This window comes from Corynebacterium ciconiae DSM 44920 (assembly GCF_030440575.1).
Taxonomy (GTDB): domain Bacteria; phylum Actinomycetota; class Actinomycetes; order Mycobacteriales; family Mycobacteriaceae; genus Corynebacterium; species Corynebacterium ciconiae.
The window spans coordinates 1,318,942-1,337,873 of the sequence record NZ_CP047189.1 but is presented as its reverse complement, the minus strand read 5'-3'; the positions used below and the strand labels follow the sequence as shown (position 1 = coordinate 1,337,873).

Annotated in this window: 14 protein-coding genes; 9 read left to right on the top strand and 5 right to left on the bottom strand. The window is 62.1% G+C overall.

Annotated features, from left to right (window positions below):
• Positions 1–77: 77 nt before the first annotated feature.
• Positions 78–2,882 carry an aconitate hydratase AcnA gene (gene acnA, locus CCICO_RS05895; RefSeq protein ID WP_018019737.1) on the bottom strand — a complete coding sequence of 935 codons (2,805 nt, stop codon included), beginning with the start codon at positions 2,880–2,882 and terminating at the stop codon, positions 78–80.
• Between the two features lie 463 nt (positions 2,883–3,345).
• Between acnA and CCICO_RS05890 the strand changes: the two genes are divergently transcribed.
• The 6 genes from CCICO_RS05890 (at position 3,346) to CCICO_RS05865 (ending at position 10,157) form a co-directional block, all read left to right on the top strand.
• Positions 3,346–3,831, top strand: coding sequence for an Rv1476 family membrane protein (locus CCICO_RS05890; protein ID WP_018019736.1), 486 nt, complete (start codon positions 3,346–3,348; stop codon positions 3,829–3,831).
• A gap of 811 nt (positions 3,832–4,642) precedes the next feature.
• Positions 4,643–6,346, top strand: a complete 1,704-nt coding sequence (locus tag CCICO_RS05885) for a DIP1281 family NlpC/P60 protein (protein WP_018019735.1) — start codon at positions 4,643–4,645, stop codon at positions 6,344–6,346.
• Between the two features lie 167 nt (positions 6,347–6,513).
• Positions 6,514–7,626: a ferrochelatase gene (locus CCICO_RS05880; protein WP_018019734.1), complete on the top strand. Its 1,113-nt coding sequence runs from the start codon at positions 6,514–6,516 to the stop codon at positions 7,624–7,626.
• A gap of 1 nt (position 7,627) precedes the next feature.
• Positions 7,628–8,461, top strand: a complete 834-nt coding sequence (locus CCICO_RS05875) for a DUF3097 domain-containing protein (protein WP_018019733.1) — start codon at positions 7,628–7,630, stop codon at positions 8,459–8,461.
• Positions 8,462–8,487: 26 nt separating this feature from the next.
• Positions 8,488–8,919, top strand: a complete 432-nt coding sequence (locus CCICO_RS05870; protein ID WP_026161450.1) for an NfeD family protein — start codon at positions 8,488–8,490, stop codon at positions 8,917–8,919.
• A gap of 8 nt (positions 8,920–8,927) precedes the next feature.
• A complete protein-coding gene (locus CCICO_RS05865) occupies positions 8,928–10,157 on the top strand; it encodes an SPFH domain-containing protein (RefSeq protein WP_018019731.1) in 1,230 nt (409 codons plus the stop codon).
• A 96-nt stretch (positions 10,158–10,253) separates the two neighbouring features.
• Here the strand turns inward: CCICO_RS05865 and CCICO_RS05860 are convergent, their stop codons facing one another.
• Together CCICO_RS05860 and CCICO_RS05855 are read right to left on the bottom strand one after the other, a co-directional pair.
• The gene (locus CCICO_RS05860) at positions 10,254–10,832 is read right to left on the bottom strand and encodes a hypothetical protein (RefSeq protein WP_018019730.1); all 579 of its coding nucleotides are present in this window, start codon (positions 10,830–10,832) and stop codon (positions 10,254–10,256) included.
• 102 nt (positions 10,833–10,934) lie between these two features.
• Positions 10,935–11,669 carry a TVP38/TMEM64 family protein gene (locus tag CCICO_RS05855; protein ID WP_018019729.1) on the bottom strand — a complete coding sequence of 245 codons (735 nt, stop codon included), beginning with the start codon at positions 11,667–11,669 and terminating at the stop codon, positions 10,935–10,937.
• Between the two features lie 500 nt (positions 11,670–12,169).
• On the opposite strand from CCICO_RS05855, the gene CCICO_RS05850 reads away from it, so the two are divergent.
• The 3 genes from CCICO_RS05850 (at position 12,170) to meaB (ending at position 17,599) form a co-directional block, all read left to right on the top strand.
• Positions 12,170–14,005, top strand: a complete 1,836-nt coding sequence (locus CCICO_RS05850) for a methylmalonyl-CoA mutase family protein (RefSeq protein ID WP_018019728.1) — start codon at positions 12,170–12,172, stop codon at positions 14,003–14,005.
• Between the two features lie 7 nt (positions 14,006–14,012).
• The gene (gene scpA, locus CCICO_RS05845) at positions 14,013–16,259 is read left to right on the top strand and encodes a methylmalonyl-CoA mutase (protein ID WP_018019727.1); all 2,247 of its coding nucleotides are present in this window, start codon (positions 14,013–14,015) and stop codon (positions 16,257–16,259) included.
• Positions 16,260–16,498: 239 nt separating this feature from the next.
• Complete coding sequence (meaB, locus tag CCICO_RS05840) at positions 16,499–17,599, top strand: methylmalonyl Co-A mutase-associated GTPase MeaB (protein WP_018019726.1); 1,101 nt, start codon at positions 16,499–16,501, stop codon at positions 17,597–17,599.
• 49 nt (positions 17,600–17,648) lie between these two features.
• On the opposite strand, the gene CCICO_RS05835 is transcribed toward meaB, so the two are convergent.
• Together CCICO_RS05835 and CCICO_RS05830 are read right to left on the bottom strand one after the other, a co-directional pair.
• On the bottom strand, positions 17,649–18,107 hold the full coding sequence (locus CCICO_RS05835; protein WP_156809856.1) for a hypothetical protein: 459 nt from the start codon (positions 18,105–18,107) through the stop codon (positions 17,649–17,651).
• Positions 18,104–18,877: a MurR/RpiR family transcriptional regulator gene (locus tag CCICO_RS05830; RefSeq protein ID WP_018019724.1), complete on the bottom strand. Its 774-nt coding sequence runs from the start codon at positions 18,875–18,877 to the stop codon at positions 18,104–18,106. Before CCICO_RS05830 ends, CCICO_RS05835 begins: the two co-directional genes overlap by 4 nt.
• Positions 18,878–18,932 lie beyond the last annotated feature (55 nt).

Below are 18,932 nucleotides of genomic sequence, written 5' to 3'. Positions count from 1 at the left end.
CTACTTTCTTCACGACAAAGGCGGGCAGGTGGCATTGGATGCGTCCTGCCCGCCTTGTCTCATGTCTGAGCTAGGGCTTAGCTCTTGACCATGTTGCGCAGCACGTACTGCAGAATGCCGCCGTGGCGGTAGTACTCGGCCTCACCGGGGGTGTCGATACGCACAACGGCGTCGAACTCGGTGGTGGAGCCGTCCTCGGCAGTGGCGGTGACGTGCACGGACTTCGGGATGGAGCCGTTGTTGAGCTCCTCGATGCCCGTGATGTCGAAGGTTTCGTGGCCGGTCAGGCCCAGAGACTCGTGGGACTCGCCAGCCGGGAACTGCAGCGGCATCACGCCCATACCGATGAGGTTGGAGCGGTGAATACGCTCGAAGGACTCGGTGATCACGGCCTTCACGCCCAGCAGCAGGGTGCCCTTAGCTGCCCAGTCGCGGGAGGAACCGGTGCCGTACTCCTTGCCGGCGAGCACGACCAGCGGGGTGCCCTCGGCCTTGTAGTTCTCGCAGGCGTCGAAGATGAAGGACTGCGGGGCGTCATCCTTGGTGAAGTCCAAGGTGTAGCCGCCGGTGACGTCCACCAGCTGGTTCGCCAGACGGATGTTGGCGAAGGTACCGCGCATCATCACCTCGTGGTTACCACGACGCGAACCCAGGGAGTTGTAGTCCTGCTGCTCCACGCCGTTGTCATCCAGGTACTGCGCGGCAGGGGTGCCGGGCTTGATGGAGGACGCGGGGGAGATGTGGTCGGTGGTCACGGAGTCGCCCAGCTTGGCGAGCACGCGAGCGCCGTGGATGTCTTCCACCGGTGCCGGCTCAGGCTCCATGCCATCGAAGTAGGGAGCCTTGCGGATGTAGGTGGAATCCTCATCCCACGCGAAGGTCTTGCCGGTGGGGATGTCCAGGGACTGCCACTGCTCGTCGCCCTTGAACACATCGGCGTAGTCCTCGACGTACATATCGCGAGAGATGGACTCGGCGATGACGTCCTCGATCTCCTGGGTGGAGGGCCAAATGTCCTTGAGGAAGACATCGTTGCCGTCCTGGTCCTGGCCCAGCGCCTGGGTCTCGAAATCGAAGTCCATGGTGCCGGCGATGGCGTATGCGATCACCATGATCGGGGAGGCCAGGTAGTTCATCTTCACATCGGGGGAGATACGACCCTCGAAGTTACGGTTACCGGAGAGCACCGCGGTGGCAGTGAGGTCGTGCTCGTTGATGGCATCCGAGATCTCCTGCGGCAGCGGACCGGAGTTACCGATACAGGTGGTGCAGCCGAAGCCGGAAAGGTAGAAGCCCATGGCCTCCAGGTCCTTCCACAGGTCGGCGCGCTTGTAGTAGCCGTCCACAACCTGAGAACCGGGGGCGCAGATGGTCTTCACCCACGGCTTCGCCTTCAAGCCCTTCTCCGCAGCCTTGCGGGCGATCAGGCCGGCACCGAGCATCACGGAGGGGTTGGAGGTGTTGGTGCAAGAGGTAATGGAGGCGATAGCCACCATGCCGTGATCAAGAGTGAACTCGCCACCGTTCGGGGACTGCACAACAACTGGGTTGGACTGACGGCCTTCGGCGCCTTCGGCAGCGGACTCGCCGTTACCAGCGCGGGAGGCGTTGTAGTTGGTGTTGGCATCGGACTCGCCGGTGGGGCCTTCGTGGTCCATGCGCTTGGCAGGCTCGGAGGCATCGACGGGTTCGGCGGAGCAGTAGTCGGGGAGGTCCTTGCGGAACTGCTCCTTGGCCTCGGACTGCTTGATGCGGTCCTGCGGGCGCTTCGGGCCAGCGATGGAGGGCTCGACGGTGGAGAGATCCAGCTCGAGGTACTCGGAGTACTTGGCCTCCGGGGCGTCCTGCTCCAGCCACATGCCCTGGGCCTTGGCATAAGCCTCCACGAGGGCAACCTGCTCCTCGGGGCGGCCGGTCAGGCGCATGTACTTGGTGGTCTCCTCGTCGATCGGGAAGATCGCACAGGTGGAGCCGAACTCCGGAGACATGTTACCGATGGTGGCGCGGTTGGCCAGCGGAACCTGCTTCACGCCATTGCCGTAGAACTCAACGAACTTCTGCACCACGCCGTGCTGGCGGAGCATATCGGTGATGGTGAGCACCACGTCGGTGGCGGTCACGCCGGCAGGGATCTCGCCGGTGAGCTTGAAGCCCACCACGCGCGGGATCAGCATGGACACGGGCTGGCCGAGCATAGCGGCCTCAGCCTCGATACCGCCGACACCCCAACCGAGGATGCCGAGGCCGTTTTCCATGGTGGTGTGGGAGTCGGTGCCGATGCAGGTGTCCGGGTAGGCGAGACCCTCGTTGTCGAAGACGACGCGGGCGAGGTACTCGATGTTCACCTGGTGGACGATGCCGGTTCCCGGGGGAACCACGCGGAAGTTGGAGAAGTTCTCCGCGCCCCAGCGGAGGAACTTGTAGCGCTCCTCATTGCGCTGGTACTCGATGTCCACGTTCTTCTCCAGAGCGTCGGAGCGACCGAAGGCCTCCACGATCACGGAGTGGTCGATAACCATCTCAGCCGGGTTCAGGGGGTTCACCTGATCAGGGTTGCCGCCCAGGCTGGAGACAGCCTCACGCATGGTGGCCAAATCCACCACGCAGGGCACACCGGTGAAGTCCTGCATGAGCACGCGGGCTGGGGTGAACTGAATCTCGGTGTCCGGCTCTGCCTCCGGATCCCAGTTGGCGAGTGCCTTGATGTGATCGGCGGTGGTGTTCAGCCCGTCCTCGGTACGCAGAAGGTTCTCGCCGAGAACCTTCAGGGAGTAGGGCAGCTTCTCCATGCCGTCGACGGCGTCGAGAGCGAAGTAGTCATAAGACTTATCGCCAACCTCGAGCGTCTTCTTCGCATCAAAGGAGTTTTTGCTTTCAGTCACGTAAAGCTCCGTTTCCTAGAAAATTATGAGTGAACTGCTGCGAGCAGGCGGCTCGTCGTAGGCTGACTCCGCCCTCGCTGCGCCCCGAATCCGTGCTACTCACGTACATGGGCACAGGTATCCGAAGCGTTTCCCAACCAGCATAACAGTACGCTCGTTCTGTTTAGTAAAGATTGGGTGGGCAACGCGGTGCAACCAGCGCTTACGCCCCATGGCGGGGGTAAAAAACGCGGAATGCGCCTCGTCGCACCTATCTCACCATGGTAGCCGCTTAGGGCCCAGAATGAGGTTGATTGGGGTGCGTGTAAGCAAAGAAATCAGGCGGTATATATGCCTGCCGCGCGCCATACGGACAGGGGTGGGCGGTGCATTAGACTCATTGGACAATGGCTCGCGCCGATCGCGCTAGCGCCCGAGTAGGCAGCGAGTGAGCGTCGATAAGCAAGAAAGCGATACAGCGTCCATGATTCCGAGTTCTATAGATATGGCCTCCATCATTTCCCAGCTCGAGGAGGATGGGGTGGCCTTTAGCTATGAGCACGAGGGAAATGACGCGCTCAATGCCAAGCTTGTGGAGGTCATCGACGAGGCCGAGGCTGAAGGGTACGAACATCCGGGGATCATCGTTTTGGGGGCGAAGCAGCCGGGCAATGGAGATGAGCGCGATATTGCGCAAGCGGCAGCTGACGCAATGGATTCGGATCTGATGATGCTACGGACCCCCGGCAGTGCCGCAGTGGTTTCGCGCGAGCATGCCCGCGCTGATATTGAAAGCGTCCAGTACACCCTCGCCACCACCACCGATTACGTCGCCGGAGCACGTTCTGTAGTGGAAGACCTGCCTGGGTCAAGTGTGGGGGCTGTACCTTTAGCTGTGGGGACGCTGGCTTTGGTGGCTGCGGCGACCGTCTTTAGCGTTCGATGGAGCAAGAGGCTTCACCGTCAGTAAAGCCTAAAGGCTAGACCATATTAAACCCGCCGTTCAGACGTGTTCGAAGTTCGAACACGCCCGGCGGGTCTTTTCGCAGCGTGACACGCCGAAATAACTCGCTAAGTGAGGAAACTCACATTTCGTTTTGGTAAAGCTAAGTGTGCAGGTGAGCCGCCCGTAACGTCATGGTGCTGAGCTTTACTCGTGTGACTGAAGTGGAATGTCTGGTTATTGGGGTTACATGTGCCCTAGTGTTTCCAATGTCAGCTCGTGAGTAGTGCTGGGTCCCATGAGGAACTTGCTCCACGCTAGTCACCTTCAGACGCCACCGGATGCTTCATCTTCACGGTCGCTTTAGGCGCCAAAGTGGTGAAAGCATGGTCGGCTCGTCACTTCGAGGCTTGTGCTCGGAGCGGCGGGATATTTTCATATCGAGTTCCACATGATTCACAGATCGGTGTTGTCTTCACTACGCGCCTAGATCCGCATCCGAGCAGTATGTGCTCGCGGAGTTGCCGTACAGCGAGACGCAGTAACCACAACGAAGAGCACGTGGGGAAGCTTGCTTTTGCCCGTGGATAGCTGCGGCACCAGTGGTGGATGGAGAGCTCGAGAAGAAACGGCAGATGAAGACGACCGCCCTAGGCGTGGTGCTCACATAGCTGGCAGATGGTGCGCGCGTGGCACGTGTTAAGCCCAGTCGGTAGCGATTGCGGCGCGACGCACCTCTATCGCCGTAGCGACTATCGGATGAGCGTGTCAACGCCCGATGGCCGACAGCGATAGCAGTTGCACTGATCTAGTTTTTGATAGCGCCTAAGGAGAATTTGTGGCCACGTCTACCGAGCACCGAGGTCGAACCTCTCGGCGGCGCGCACGCCGTGCGCTGATGACGCTTGTTTCCTCCTCGCTTGTGTGTGTGCTGGCTTCGACGTCCGTCCACGCCGCGCCGAGTAATCCATCCGATGAGGCCATCGCGGACGCCCAGAGCGCCGTCGATTCCTCCTCGCAGAGTGTCGCCCAATTGGCGAATACCGTGGCCGAGGCCGCAGAGTCCATTTCCGCAATCGAAAATGAGATGGGCGCACTGCGCGAGGCCGTGAATAAGGCTCTGGTGGATCTGCAGGATGCCCGCGCAGTGGCCGAGCTATCCCGCCAGCACGCCCAGACCGCCCGCGAGGAGCTCGACGCCAGCCAGGCGGACATCGCCAAGGCCCAAGAGCTGCTCAATGAGATCGCTCGTTCGGCCTACCGCCGTTCGGCGGCTCCTTCCTCCCTCAACGACCTCGTCGGATCCTCCACGTCCGACGATGCGTTGGACCGTTTGACCTACCTGCGTCAGCGGGCGGAGGACCAGCAGACGGCGATCCGTAACCTGGATGCACTGCGTACTGCTAAGGCCAATGCCGAGTCCCTGCTTCGCCAAGCCCGCCAGCAGGCCGATGAACAGCTCAGCGCCGCCGAGGACGCCGAGCAGCAGGCCCGGGACCGGATTGACGAGAACTCTCAGCGCCTCGAAGAGGCGGAGGCTCGCCGCTCCGACCTGATGCGCGAGCAGGCCGAGGCCCAAGCGCGTCTCGACGCCGCGCGTGGCCACGCCGAGGAGCTGGATTCTCAGCGCGAGGAGTACGAGGAGTACCAGCGCGCCGAAGAGGAGCGCCAGCGCAAGGCGGAGGAAGAGCGCAAGGCCGCTGAGGAGCGTCGCGCCAAGGAAGAAAAGGCCCGCAAGGAGGCCGAAGCCGCCGCCAAGGCTGCCGCGGAAGCGGAGAAGTCTCGGGCGGAGGAGCGTGAAAAGGCGCGTAAGGCCGCCGAGGAGAAGCGTGAGGCCGCTGAGGCAGCCAAGCGCGAGGCTGAGGCTGCCGCCAAGGATGAGGAAAAGGCTCAGTCTGCCCGCGAGGATGCTCAGCGCGCCTCCCAGGAGGCTGCCGAGGCTGTGGTGGCCGCGAACGAGCCGGATCACACCGCTTTGGATAATCCTTATCCCACCGATGAGGACGCGGATGCCACTACGGTCGCTGCTGTCTCTGGTGAGAACACCGCGCCGAAGACGAACAAGACCACTACCGATAAGGACGTGAGCAAGGAGGCCTCCGAGGTCGTTTCTGGCAGCCGCCAGCAGAAGATCGAGGCTGTGATTGCCCGCGCCGAAAGCCAGCTGGGCGTGCCTTATGCCTGGGGCGGGGGCAATGCCAACGGCCCGACCCTCGGCATCCGCGATGGCGGCGTAGCCGATGCCCACGGCGACTACAACAAGGTGGGCTTCGACTGCTCCGGTCTGACGCTTTACGCTTTCGCAGGCGTGGGCATCTCCCTGCCGCACTATTCCGGCTACCAGTACCAGCGTGGCACTAAGGTGAGCCCCTCGCAGATGCAGCGCGGCGACCTCATCTTCTACGGCACCACCGCCCAGCACCACGTGGCCATCTACCTGGGCGACGGCATGATGATCGAGGCGCCGCAGTCCGGCTCCTATGTCAAGAAGTCCCCGGTGCGCTGGGGCGGCATGAGCCCCTATGTGGTTCGCCTGATCTAATTAGAGCACTCTCGAGCGCTTATCGACGCCGCCCTCGTGGCCCATCACCGCACCATCACGGCCACAGCCTGGGCGGCGTCGATGCGTTTCTATCATTGCCCTGCCAGCCGATCCTCGCACCGTGCACCCGCACGGTGTGGAGGTGAGGGTTGGTAGGGTATTTTTCTATGATTTCGTCCAGTTCTGCTGATCACACCCCAGTGGACGCTGTCGCTGAGGCAGACGCCCTGCTCGTTCTTTCCTTCGGTGGCCCCGAGGGCCCTGATGATGTGTTGCCCTTTTTGCGCAATGTCACCCGCGGTCGCGGTATCCCCGATGAGCGGCTAGTGGAGGTAGGCGAGCACTATGCCCACTTTGATGGCGTGAGCCCGCTGAATGAGCAAAACCGAGAGATCATCCAGGACTTGGAGCAGCGCTTGGCAGCCCACGGCTGGGATCTGCCGGTGTACTTCGGTAACCGGAACTGGCATCCCTTTGCCGAGGACACCGCGGAGCGCATGGCCGCCGACGGGGTGCGCTCCGCCTTCGTCTTTGCCACGAGCGCCTGGGCTGGTTATTCCGGCTGCAAGCAGTATCACGAGGACATCGCGCGGGTGCGTCGGCACCTCGCCGAGAAGGGGCTGCCGCAGATCGAGTTCACCAAGTTGCGTCACTTCTTTGATCACCCCACCTTCATCCAGGCCGCTGTGGATGAGGTGGAGCCGCTGGTGCGCTATCATCCCCACGCACGGTTGGTCTTTACCGCCCACTCCATTCCCACCGCCGCCGATGCCGCTTCGGGGCGGCCCGAGGACGGCTCGCTGTATTCCCAGCAGATAGCGGAGGCAGCCCGCCTCGTAGCTGACAGAATCGGAGTGAGCGACTGGGATGTGGTGTGGCAATCGCGCTCCGGTGCTCCCCACATTCCCTGGCTGGAGCCAGACATCGTCGATCACATGGAGGCTTTGGCGGATCAGGGCGAGCGCGAGCTCATTGTGTTTCCCATTGGCTTTGTCTCCGATCACATCGAGGTGATCTGGGATCTCGATACCGAGCTGGCCGCAGCCGCCGCCGAGCGGGGAGTGTCTGTGTACCGGGCAGCCTCGGTGGGCCACAATGCGCGCTTCGTGCAAATGATCATGGAGTTGATCCTTGAGGCCCGTGGCCACGAGAAGCCGCAGCGGCTCGGCGAGCAGCCCAGCTATGGCTGTGGCGTTAACGGCACCCCCTGTTCACCCGAGTGCTGCCCCTCGTCACGGCCCGGGCGCCCGGCAACTCACTCCGCCGAAGCAAAGGGCTGATATGTCGCGCTATTCTTCCGATATTTTTTCCGGCCACTCCTCCCGCGCGAAGCCTCAATATCCCGAGCTGGCGCTGCCGCCTGGGGAAGTGGTGGAGGTGCTGGCCACCGGTTTTGTCGGTGCGATCGTGGGCTATGAAAAGGCCGTCGAGGGCGATGTCGTGCGCTTGGAAGACCGGCGCGGCACTCGGCGGGTGTTCGTGCTGCGGCCCGGGGCCTTTCTCGTTGAGGGCCAGCGGGTAAGCCTTCGTCGTTATGTGGCCCCCACTGGGCCGCAGCGTTCGAACTCCGGCTCCCGCAAGGTAGCCAATGTTGAGGCAAAGGTGGCAGCACCATCGCGCATATGGGTAGAGGGTATTCACGACGCCGCCATCGTAGAGAAGGTGTGGGGTCACGACCTGCGTGTGGAGGGAGTCGTGGTGGAATACCTCGAGGGCCTGGACAATCTCGAGGAGCGGCTCGCCGAGTTCCAGCCTGGGCCAGGCCGCCGGATCGGGGTGCTGGCCGATCACTTGGTGCGCGGCTCCAAGGAGACCCGCCTCACCGAACGGGTGGGACCGCATGTGTTTGTCACCGGCCATCCCTATGTGGATATTTGGGCAGCGGTGAAGCCGGAGCGCCTTGGTTTGAAGGCGTGGCCGGAGGTGCCCTACGGGGAGGATTGGAAGGAAGGCATCTGCCGTAGGGTGGGCTGGTCCGATCCGCGCGAGGGGTGGAATCGGGTGTACCACGCGGTGACAAGCTTCCGCGATCTCGACTCCAGCCTGATCGGCGCGGTCGAAAGGCTCGTAGACTTCGTCACCGTCCCTGAGCTCACTAAGGAAGACCTCAGCTAGCCGCATTTTCACGTATTCTGGTCACCGTGAGTGCACTTCTTTGGCTAATCGCAGGCATAGCGCTCGTCGGCATCGAAATGTTTGTCGGCGAGCTCACCTTTCTCATGCTCGGAACTGGGGCTCTGGCCGCTGCAGGTTCTGGGCTGATAACGGATTCGCTGTGGGTGCAGCTCATCGTGTTCGCAGTGGTTTCAATAAGCACGCTCTTCTTTGTCAAGCCTGTATTGCGCAAGAAGATGCTTAGCTCCTCGTCTGCGTCAACCAATTCCCTCACCGCACTCGCCGGCCGTCCCGCCCAGGTGGTGGAGCCGGTGGACGTGCATCGAGGGTTAATTCGCCTCGATGGCGATCTATGGTCCGCTCGTGCAGTGGACTCCTCCGAGTCCTATCAGCCGGACGATACCGTTCATGTCCTCCGAATTGACGGCGCCACTGCCGTTGTGTGGAAAGAGAGCTAACCATAGTTATGGACTATCTCCCCCTTACTTTGGGCGTTCTGGTCATCGTGTTTATCGCGGTTGCCATCGCCCGCTCTATCGTGATTGTCTCCCAGGGCTCCGCCGCTGTGGTGGAGCGGCTGGGTAAATACACCCAAACCATCAATCCAGGTATCGGCTTCCTCATTCCTTTCGTGGATAAGGTCCGGGCGAAGGTCGATACGCGTGAGCGCGTGGTCTCCTTCCCGCCGCAGGCCGTGATCACCCAAGATAACCTCACCGTGGCTATCGATACGGTGGTGACCTTTCAGATCAACGAGCCCGATCGCGCCATTTATGGCGTGGACAACTACATCGTGGGTGTGGAGCAAATCTCCGTGGCCACGCTGCGCGACGTGGTCGGCGGCATGACCTTGGAAGAGACGCTGACCAGCCGTGAGGTGATTAACCGTCGCCTTCGCGGTGAGTTGGACAATGCCACCACCAAGTGGGGGTTGCGCATTTCCCGCGTGGAGTTGAAGGCTATTGATCCGCCACCGTCGATCCAAGCATCGATGGAAAAGCAGATGAAGGCGGAGCGCGAGAAGCGTGCAATGATCCTGACTGCCGAGGGCCAGCGTGAGGCGGACATCAAGACTGCCGAGGGTGAGAAGCAGGCTCGGATCCTCGCCGCCGAGGGTGAGAAGCACGCCTCCATCCTGGGGGCAGAGGCTGAACGCCAGGCCATGATGCTTAAGGCAGAGGGTGAACGAGCAGCCACCTATCTGCGTGCCCAAGGTGAAGCCCGCGCTATCCAGAAGGTGAATGCCGCGGTCAAGGCCTCCAAGCTCACCCCCGAGGTGCTGGCCTACCAGTATCTGGAGAAGCTGCCGAAGATCGCCGAGGGCAAGGGCAACACCACGTGGATGATCCCGGCCCAGTTCGGCGATTCCCTCGAACGCTTCGCCAAGTCCTTTGCCAATAAGGACGAGGAAGGCGTGTTCCGCTACGAGCCCACTGGTGTGGATGAGGAAACCAAGCGCGTCGCTGAGGTGGATGAGGACGAGGACTGGTTTAATACCGAGTCCGCCCCAGAGATCGCCGCAGCGGTAGCCGCCGCCAACGCCGTGGCCAACAAGCCGGTGGACAACTCCGATCCCGCCCGCTCTATCGAGCAGTCCGCTCACGACAGCGCTGCAGAGGCTGCTCGGCAGACTCTAGACACAACCCCGAATCCGCTGCCGGAGCGTTCGGTAGACACCCCGCCACAGCAGGCCTAAAAGGCCCAGACAACGAATACGATCCCCGCGAACGTCCGCCTCAGCGGCACGCGGGGATCGCCTAATTTTACGGATACTGCAATGAAACCTGCGGGCTTAGGCCAGTGAGTCTGCGCGTTGAAGCACATGCACCGCCAGCTGCCAGCCGGCAGATTCCGCCAACCATCCCGCCGCCTGCAGCCGTTGTGACATCGCTTGTTTAGAAATGCCCAACTCCTCAGCTGCCTCGTTTTGGTTAAGACCCTGGCGCACGAGGGCGGTGGCCTCGCGTCCTTCGAGAGTGCGCTTGGAGAAGACGTGATTGAGTAGAGCGAACACAGCGATGATGTCCTCGGTGGTATCAGCCGTGTCCACCCCGGGCGCTGAGATGTGGGCCTTCACAGTACCCGCTCGGACCCGCTGCGGCATCGCGCCGGTGGCGATCGCCCGGACTCGCTGGGGGTCATTCGACAGCGGGGTCACCCCGATGGACACCGCCCACTCGCCGGCGCTGAGTAGTGCCATGGCGGTATCGGTGGTAGCCCGGGCAGATTCGATGTCCGCGCAAATATCCTCCACGCCTAAAACATCGAAGCGGCCCACACCGTCCAAGGTGGAAAGCGCCTCGGCGGAGCGGGCCACCAATTCAGCGCGGTGGGTGGAGCGGCCCCGGTAGCGGGCATGCACAGCAAACATTCAGACCCCTTTTCAAGCGGCTGTAACGGGGAAGGGGGACGCCACCAGCCACGATAGCTGTGGCCTGTGCGGGCGCCCCTTAAGTCAAGTCCTAAACGTAGACTATACCGAAGGCTGAGCCTGTGGCGGGGAGGGTGGTCTGACGGGGAGGAGGGCGTCGATAAGCATTCCCGTGCAGCCCAAGATGAGCAGTGCGATGGTGATCATCACCATGCGGGCGTCGCCGCCGTGACTCAGAGCCGAGCCCAGCACCACGGTTGCGATGGTGCCCGGCGCCGAGCCGATGAGTGTGGCGAGGGTGAACCAACCCCGCGGTACCTCAGAGAGGGCGGCCACGTAGTTGAGGATGGAAAAGGGGATCCCGGCGATCATCCGCAGGCTCGTGACGGCCAGCCAGCCGCGGCGACGCAAGTGGGTGTTGATGGTGGCCACAGCTGGGTGGGTGAGATGGGGCCGGATCCAATCACTGAGGAAAGCCCGCACCAGACTCAATGAGATCCACGCCGAGACGGTGGTACATCCCAGCGCCACCGCCATGCCCACGAGGGGGCCGAAGAGCACCCCGCTGGCGAGGGTGAACACGGTGCGGGGAATAGGAAATTGGGTGGCCACAATGTAGATGCCCGCGAAGGCGAAGACGAACCCAGGTCCGAGTGTCTCGCTCCAGCTGCGCCATTGCTCGGCGCTGGGAACATCCACCACGAGCGGCACCGCGATCACGGCGAGGATTAACACCACAACGGCGAGCTGCCGGCTTCGCGGCAGGGCGACAAAACCGCGCCCCATGCCGCGCAGACTGTCGTACGTGCGGCGGACGGCGGTGGAGAGGCGGTGCATGGGCCATGAGCATAGCGTCCGCGCCCGATTCCGCCCATGTGGCCACGGCCGATGTGGGCAAACCAACAGGGCGGTGTTGCTTTGCTACCCACATTGGTGAGTATGAATCCGTGCAGTTGAGCACGTGTGCGCGGGCTAGGCTGGCCACGCGTCGGCAATCTTCACATGAGTCGACGGCTTGGCACTACACTAGGTAGGTGAATGTGACCGTTTCCGGACACGGCGGCGGGATGTGAGCATCCCACTCACCTCGACCGCCGCGCATGACACACTTCCCGCACTGCGACTAGGGAGAAGGCCCACCGAGTGTGCTCCTCCCGCGGGGCGTGTGAAGCAACTCGGAGGCGTCACGATTCGAAGAGAATATTTTCTGCGACAAATATCAAGCTAAAGAGTCGGCCCGTGCGTGCCACTCAGGCGCCGCTTCGTGCGCACCCTGTGGGTGTGGCGGGTGCCAGAGGCTGCGGATGCGGTCGGCTCGACAAGGGAGAAGGTTCACTGTGACTGATACACAGTCCGGTACCCCCAACGCTGATCTTCCCGAGAACTACTCGGAGATGGAGAACGCGTGGCACAAGGCAGTAGCCAAAGTGTTCGCACGGGTACAGAAGAAAGATGTCGCCGACGTTCCACTCGATGTGTGGAAGAAGTTGGTGAAGGCCACCTATAACGATGTAGACATCAAGCCGCTGTATAACCGGGCCGATGAGCTCGCGGAGGCCGCGGCCCCCGGACACTTCCCGTACCTGCGTGGTGATAAGACCGCTCATGCCCGCGAGGGCTGGGGAGTGGCCGAGTCCTTCGAGGGCGAGACCGCTAACAAGGACATCCTGCACGCTCTGCGTGTGGGCACCACCCACCTCATCATCGATGGCACCGATCTGGAAAACACCCTTGATGGCGTGCTGCTGGATCTGGCCCCCATTCGCCTCAACTCCGGCGCCAAGGTGTCCGCCGCGGCTTCTGCGTTGTACCGGCTCATCGACGACGCCGGTGAGGACGTTGCCGCAGGGGTCACCATTGATCTCGGCGCGGCTCCGCTGACCGCCCCCTACGATGGCTCCGAAACCATCGACCTAGATGAGGCTGTGGAGCTGGCGGTGGCTGCCTCTAAGCGCCCCGGTTCGGTGCGCGCGATCCTAGTCGATACCGTTCCTCTGTCCAATCAGGGCGCCAGCGATATCCAGGAAATCGGCTATGGCATTGCCGCCGGTGTGGAGTACCTGCGTGCGCTTGTCGACGCCGGGCTCTCGGCCGAAGACGCCCTCGCTCAGATCGCATTCCGCGTTGCTGTCACCGACGACCAATTCGCACAGATCGCCAAGCTGCGTGCTCTGCGCACCCTGTGGGCCCGCGTTGCCGAGGTGATCGGCGTGCCCGAGGCAGGCTCGGCTGTGGTGCACGCAGTGACCGCCCCGGTGATGTTCTCCCAGCGCGATCCGTGGGTGAACATGCTGCGTGTCACCGTGGCCGCCTTCGCGGGCGGTGTTGGTGGCGCCCAAGACATCGAGGTGCTTCCCTTTGACGCGGCCGTGCCCGGGGGCATGCCCAATGCCTCCCGCGGCTTTGCTCACCGTATCGCCCGCAACACCAACCTGCTACTTCTGGAGGAGTCGCACCTGGGGCATGTGATCGACCCCGCCGGTGGTTCCTTCTACGTTGAGTCCCTCACCGCTCAAGTGGCGGATCACGCATGGGAGATTTTCACCACGATCGAGGGCGAGGGCGGCTTTGCCTCCTCTACCGAGACCGTGCAAGCCGCGCTGGACAAGCAAGCCGAGATCACTCGCGTGGATGTGGCTCACCGCCGCAAGAAGGTCACGGGCATCAACGAGTTCCCGAATCTCGCCGAAACACCTCTGCCCCCGGAAAAGCGCGACGCCACCCCCGGCATTCGCCGCTGGGCCGCCGAGTTTGAGCGCCTGCGCGACCGCTCGGACGAGTTCCTCGCCGCCAAGGGTGAGCGCCCGCAGATCGGTCTGATCCCGCTGGGACCGCTGGCCAAGCACAATGTGCGCACCGGCTTCACCACCAACTTGCTCGCCACCGGCGGCATCCAGGCCCTCAACCCGGGCCAGGTTGAGCCCGGTACCGAGGAGTTCACCGCCGCCGCGCAGGCCACGCCGATCGTGGTGATCTGCGGTACCGACCAGGAGTATGCCGCCTCCGGCGAAGAGGCCGTGAAGGCCCTGCGCGAGGCCGGTGTGAAGGAGATTCTGCTGGCCGGTGCGGAGAAGTCCTTCGCCGATGCCGAAGCTCAGCCGGACGGCTACGTAAACATGACCATCGATGCGGCCGGCACCCTGTCCGAGCTGCTCGACAAGCTGGGAGCGTGAGGAGACAATGACCACCATCCCAAATTTCGCTGATGTTGCTCGTACCCCCGAGGCCGCCACAGCGGCCAGCAAGGTAGACGAGATCAAGGGCGAGGAGCAGGTCTGGGCCACCCCGGAGCGCATTGATGTTGCCCGCGTGTTCACCCGTGAGAACCGCGATGAGGCAGTCAACGACACCCCGGCGCACCCGCTGGATTCCTTCCCCGGTATGCCGCCTTTCATGCGCGGTCCGTACCCCACGATGTACACCAACCAGCCGTGGACCATTCGCCAATACGCCGGCTTCTCCACAGCGGCCGAGTCGAACGCCTTCTACCGCCGTAACCTGGCAGCCGGCCAGAAGGGTCTATCGGTGGCTTTCGACCTTGCCACGCACCGTGGCTATGACTCCGACAACGAGCGCGTGCTGGGCGATGTGGGTATGGCCGGTGTGGCCATCGACTCCATCCTCGATATGCGTCAGCTCTTCGAAGGCATTGACCTCTCGAGCGTGTCGGTGTCGATGACCATGAATGGGGCCGTGCTGCCGATCTTGGCTCTCTACATCGTCGCTGCCGAAGAGCAGGGCGTGAAGCCGGAACAGCTGGCCGGAACCATTCAGAACGACATTCTGAAGGAGTTCATGGTCCGCAACACCTACATCTATCCGCCGCAGCCGTCCATGCGCATCATCTCCAACATCTTCGAGTACACCTCGATGAAGATGCCGCGCTGGAACTCGATTTCTATCTCCGGCTACCACATCCAGGAGGCCGGCGCGACCGCCGATCTGGAGCTGGCCTACACCCTCGCCGACGGTGTGGAATACATCCGCGCCGGTAAAGCCGTGGGGCTTGATGTGGACAAGTTCGCACCGCGTCTGTCCTTCTTCTGGGGCATTTCCATGAACACCTTCATGGAGATCGCAAAGCTGCGTGCTGGTCGTCTGCTCTGGAGCGAGCTGGTGGCTAAGTTCGATCCGAAGAACCCGAAGTCCCAGTCGCTGCGTACCCACTCCCAGACCTCGGGGTGGTCTTTGACTGCTCAGGACGTGTACAACAACGTGCCGCGTACCTGCATCGAAGCCATGGCCGCCACCCAGGGTCACACCCAGTCGCTGCACACCAACGCCCTCGACGAGGCGCTGGCGCTGCCCACCGACTTCTCCGCCCGCATTGCTCGTAACACCCAACTGCTGCTGCAGCAGGAGTCCGGTACTGTGCGCCCGGTGGATCCCTGGGCTGGTTCCTACTACATCGAGTGGCTCACCAACGAGCTCGCCAACCGCGCCCGTAAGCACATCCAAGAGGTGGAAGACGCCGGCGGCATGGCTCAGGCCACCGCCGAGGGTATTCCGAAGCTGCGCATCGAGGAATCCGCTGCTCGTACTCAGGCTCGCATCGACTCCGGCCGTCAAGCCCTCATCGGTGTGAACAAATACGTAGTGGCCGAGGATGAGCAGATCGAGGTGCTCAAGGTGGAGAACTCGCGCGTGCGCCAGGAGCAGCTGGACAAGCTCGAGCGTCTCCGTGCCGACCGCGATGAAGAGGCTGTCACCAAGGCCCTCGAAGCCTTGACCTACGCCGCCGCCCACGAGGACGAAAAGGTTGCGGGGGATCTCTCCCTCAACCTGCTCAAGCTCTCGGTGGATGCGGCCCGCGCCAAGGCCACCGTGGGTGAGATCTCCATGGCGCTGGAGAAGGTCTTCGGTCGCCACGAGGCCGAAATCCGCACGCTTTCTGGCGTGTACAAGGACGAGGTCGGAAAGGAAGGCCAGGTGTCTAACGTTCAGCGCGCCATCGCAATGGCCGATGCCTTCGAGGCAGAGGAGGGACGCCGCCCGCGTATCTTCATTGCCAAGATGGGCCAGGACGGCCACGACCGTGGCCAGAAGGTGGTTGCCTCCGCCTACGCCGATCTCGGAATGGACGTTGATGTGGGACCGCTGTTCCAGACTCCGGCCGAGGCTGCCCGTGCCGCGGTGGATGCCGACGTGCACGTGGTGGGCGTGTCTTCCCTCGCCGCCGGTCACCTCACCTTGGTTCCAGCACTGAAGGAGGAGCTGAAGAAGCTCGGCCGCGAAGATATCATGATCGTGGTCGGTGGCGTGATTCCGCCCGGCGATTTCCAAGAGCTCTATGATGACGGCGCGGCCGCGATCTACCCGCCCGGCACCGTGATCGCAGACTCTGCCATCGATATGATGCAAAAGCTCGCCGCTGATCTCGGTTTCGATCTTCCCGATCCGAAGGAGGACGCCGCCGCAGAGGCTTAAGTCTCCGCCGCCGGCACCGCCGAGCACATGCCGCCCCGTGCACGCCCCCTGAGAGTCTTCGAGGGAGTGCACGGGGCGCTTTGCGTGTGGGGTGAGGCATCCTCAGCCCGGAGCCTGAGACCTTTTGCGGCCGGTGGTGACGGGGATCAACCCCATCTGGGCTCATGAACACACGCTCTCAGGCACAATGGGAAGATAAGGACAATTCCGCATCGACGAAAGGCTGGGAGCACCTAATCATGGAGGGCACGCGCGAATACCTCGAGGATAACCTCGGATCGCTGACTACCACGGCCGGAACCGATCTTGGAACCGCCACCGCCGTGGCCCCAGAGAAGGTGAAAAGGGCACGCCGCCGTATCAATGTCGAGGAGCTTTTCGACGGCGTCCGCAGCGGCGAGCGCACCGCGATCGCGCGCGCCATCACCCTGCTGGAATCGAGCGCGGCAGCCCACCGGGTGCTCGCCCAAGAACTACTCGTCAAACTGCTGCCCTTCAGTGGCAACGCTTTAAGGGTCGGCATCACCGGCGTACCTGGGGTAGGAAAGTCCACCACTATCGAAAACCTCGGCATGAAGCTGGTGAATGAGGGCCACAAGGTAGCGGTGGTGGCCGTAGATCCGTCCTCCACCAAAACCCGCGGCTCGATTCTGGGCGATAAGACCCGCATGGCTAAGCTATCGGCCCAGGACAATGCATTTATTCGCCCCTCGCCCTCCGCGGGTACCCTCGGCGGGGTGGCGAAGGCCACCCGGGAATCGATGGTGGTGTTTGAGGCCGCTGGGTTCGACATCATCATTGTAGAGACCGTCGGCGTGGGCCAAAGTGAGGTAGCGGTGTCCAATATGGTGGACTGCTTTACCTTTTTAGCGCTCTCGGGAGCGGGCGATCAGCTCCAAGGCATCAAAAAGGGTGTGCTGGAGATGGCCGATGTGGTGGCTATCAATAAGGCGGATGGGGCAAATAAGAAAAACGCCAAGCGCGCCGCCCGTGAGCTGGCTGCTGCGATGCGCATGGTGCGCTCGGAGGATGACGACTGGCATCCGCCCACAATCACGATGTCTGCGGTGGAAGATACCGGCATCACTGAGTTTTGGGACATTGTTCAGCAACACCACCAGTGCCAGCGCGAGACCGGCGCCTTCGAACGGCTTCGACGCGACCAGCAGGTCGGCTGGATGTGGCAGATGGTGCACGAAACGATTCTGCAGCGGCTCAATACCAACCCCGAGGTGCAAGACACACGGCAACTGGTGGAGTCTCAGCTCAAGCAGGGACAGATCACCCCGACTCTCGCCGCTGAACGGATCCTGAAGGCCTTCGACGGCGCCAGCGACTAGGGCAGGGAGGTGGCCGTCGATAAGCGGCGGCCCTCACGTATAGCGTGCCCTAGCCGCCAATCATTCGATTGAATTGGGCCACCAGCCACAATGCGAGTGTGAGCCCAATGAGCACCATGCCGCCAATCATCAGTGGTTTGCGGGTAGGTGCGAAATCTTCACCCTCGGGCTTGGGTTGGTAGTAGACGATCACATAGGCGAGAATGAAGCCAATAAGATTGCCGGTGAGCAGCTGATGCGCCGTGCAAAAGATCGCGTAGACACGGAGCGTGTGGAGGTTTTCCGACTCTGCCACACGCAGCAGCGCCGCCATGATGATCACCACGCAGCTGGCCACAAAGGCCAGTGCCACGCTGGGATCATTGAGCACGTCCTCCAAGCTCATCCCCGTCTGGACAGTCACCAGCGTTTGATACACCAGATAGCCGACAGCACTGATGATCCAGTACCAGAAGAGAAACATCGCGCACCGGCGGTAATCCTTAAAGAGGGCGAAAAAAGATTTCACGGTTGTCTACTTTCGAGTTGCTGTTCGTTAAACACAATCAGGCTTCGGGCAAGATAATCGAGCAATACGTTCAGTCCCACAAAGGAATGGTGGAGGCCTGTTTGGATACTCGTCATCGTAGGAGTCGAGGTATAGGTGAGGGTGCGATCAGCGTAGTGAGAGATATAGCCGTCGCTACGGGCTGCGATGAGCAGTACCGTAAGTCCGCGAAGCGTCACCTCGCGCAGGATCTCCTCTAGGCCCTCGGTGGCGCCCGATAGCGAGACGATAATCACCATATCTTCCGGCCCCATGACGGCGGTGGAGGCACTGAACTCGTTGACTGTCGGCAGCACCACGGTGTAGCGCCGACTGGAGATCAAGGACTTCGCAAACTCCTCTGTGGCTAAACGCTGCGCATAGCCGGTAGCGAAACAATAGAGCGTGCGCGCCCCTGCAAGCCACGCCATAATCTCGGAGAGATCCGTGCTATCCATCGTGTCCAAGGTGGCCTCAACATCCGAGCGCAGCACGCCGACGAGATCCTCGGAGGGCGTGGGAATGTGGGCGAGGGAGTTTTTAATAAAGAACTTCAGCTCGGCGAAACCGGCGAAGCCGAGCTTTTGGGTCAGGCGGATCACGCTTGAGGTAGACGTAAAAGCACGATGCGCGACTGCGCTTAAGGTGGCGTCCGCTACGAACTCCTGCTCGGCCAAAATGAAGGCCAACACATCGCGTTCCGTGGCGCTCAGCCGCAGATCGATTCTTTGTACGTGCTCCGCCAGATTCATAGCTCACAGTGTATCGCCCAGCCCCACAGGCATAGCCGCGCCTGGTGCTGTGAGC

Coding starts and splice junctions, on each gene's coding strand:
- CCICO_RS05855 (WP_018019729.1), bottom strand. CDS start 11,669: ATGCACCGCCTCTCCACCGCCGTCCGCCGCACGTACGACAGTCTGCGC.
- CCICO_RS05830 (WP_018019724.1), bottom strand. CDS start 18,877: ATGAATCTGGCGGAGCACGTACAAAGAATCGATCTGCGGCTGAGCGCC.
- CCICO_RS05865 (WP_018019731.1), top strand. CDS start 8,928: ATGGACTATCTCCCCCTTACTTTGGGCGTTCTGGTCATCGTGTTTATC.
- CCICO_RS05890 (WP_018019736.1), top strand. CDS start 3,346: ATGATTCCGAGTTCTATAGATATGGCCTCCATCATTTCCCAGCTCGAG.
- scpA (WP_018019727.1), top strand. CDS start 14,013: ATGACCACCATCCCAAATTTCGCTGATGTTGCTCGTACCCCCGAGGCC.
- CCICO_RS05860 (WP_018019730.1), bottom strand. CDS start 10,832: ATGTTTGCTGTGCATGCCCGCTACCGGGGCCGCTCCACCCACCGCGCT.
- meaB (WP_018019726.1), top strand. CDS start 16,499: ATGGAGGGCACGCGCGAATACCTCGAGGATAACCTCGGATCGCTGACT.
- CCICO_RS05875 (WP_018019733.1), top strand. CDS start 7,628: ATGTCGCGCTATTCTTCCGATATTTTTTCCGGCCACTCCTCCCGCGCG.
- CCICO_RS05880 (WP_018019734.1), top strand. CDS start 6,514: ATGATTTCGTCCAGTTCTGCTGATCACACCCCAGTGGACGCTGTCGCT.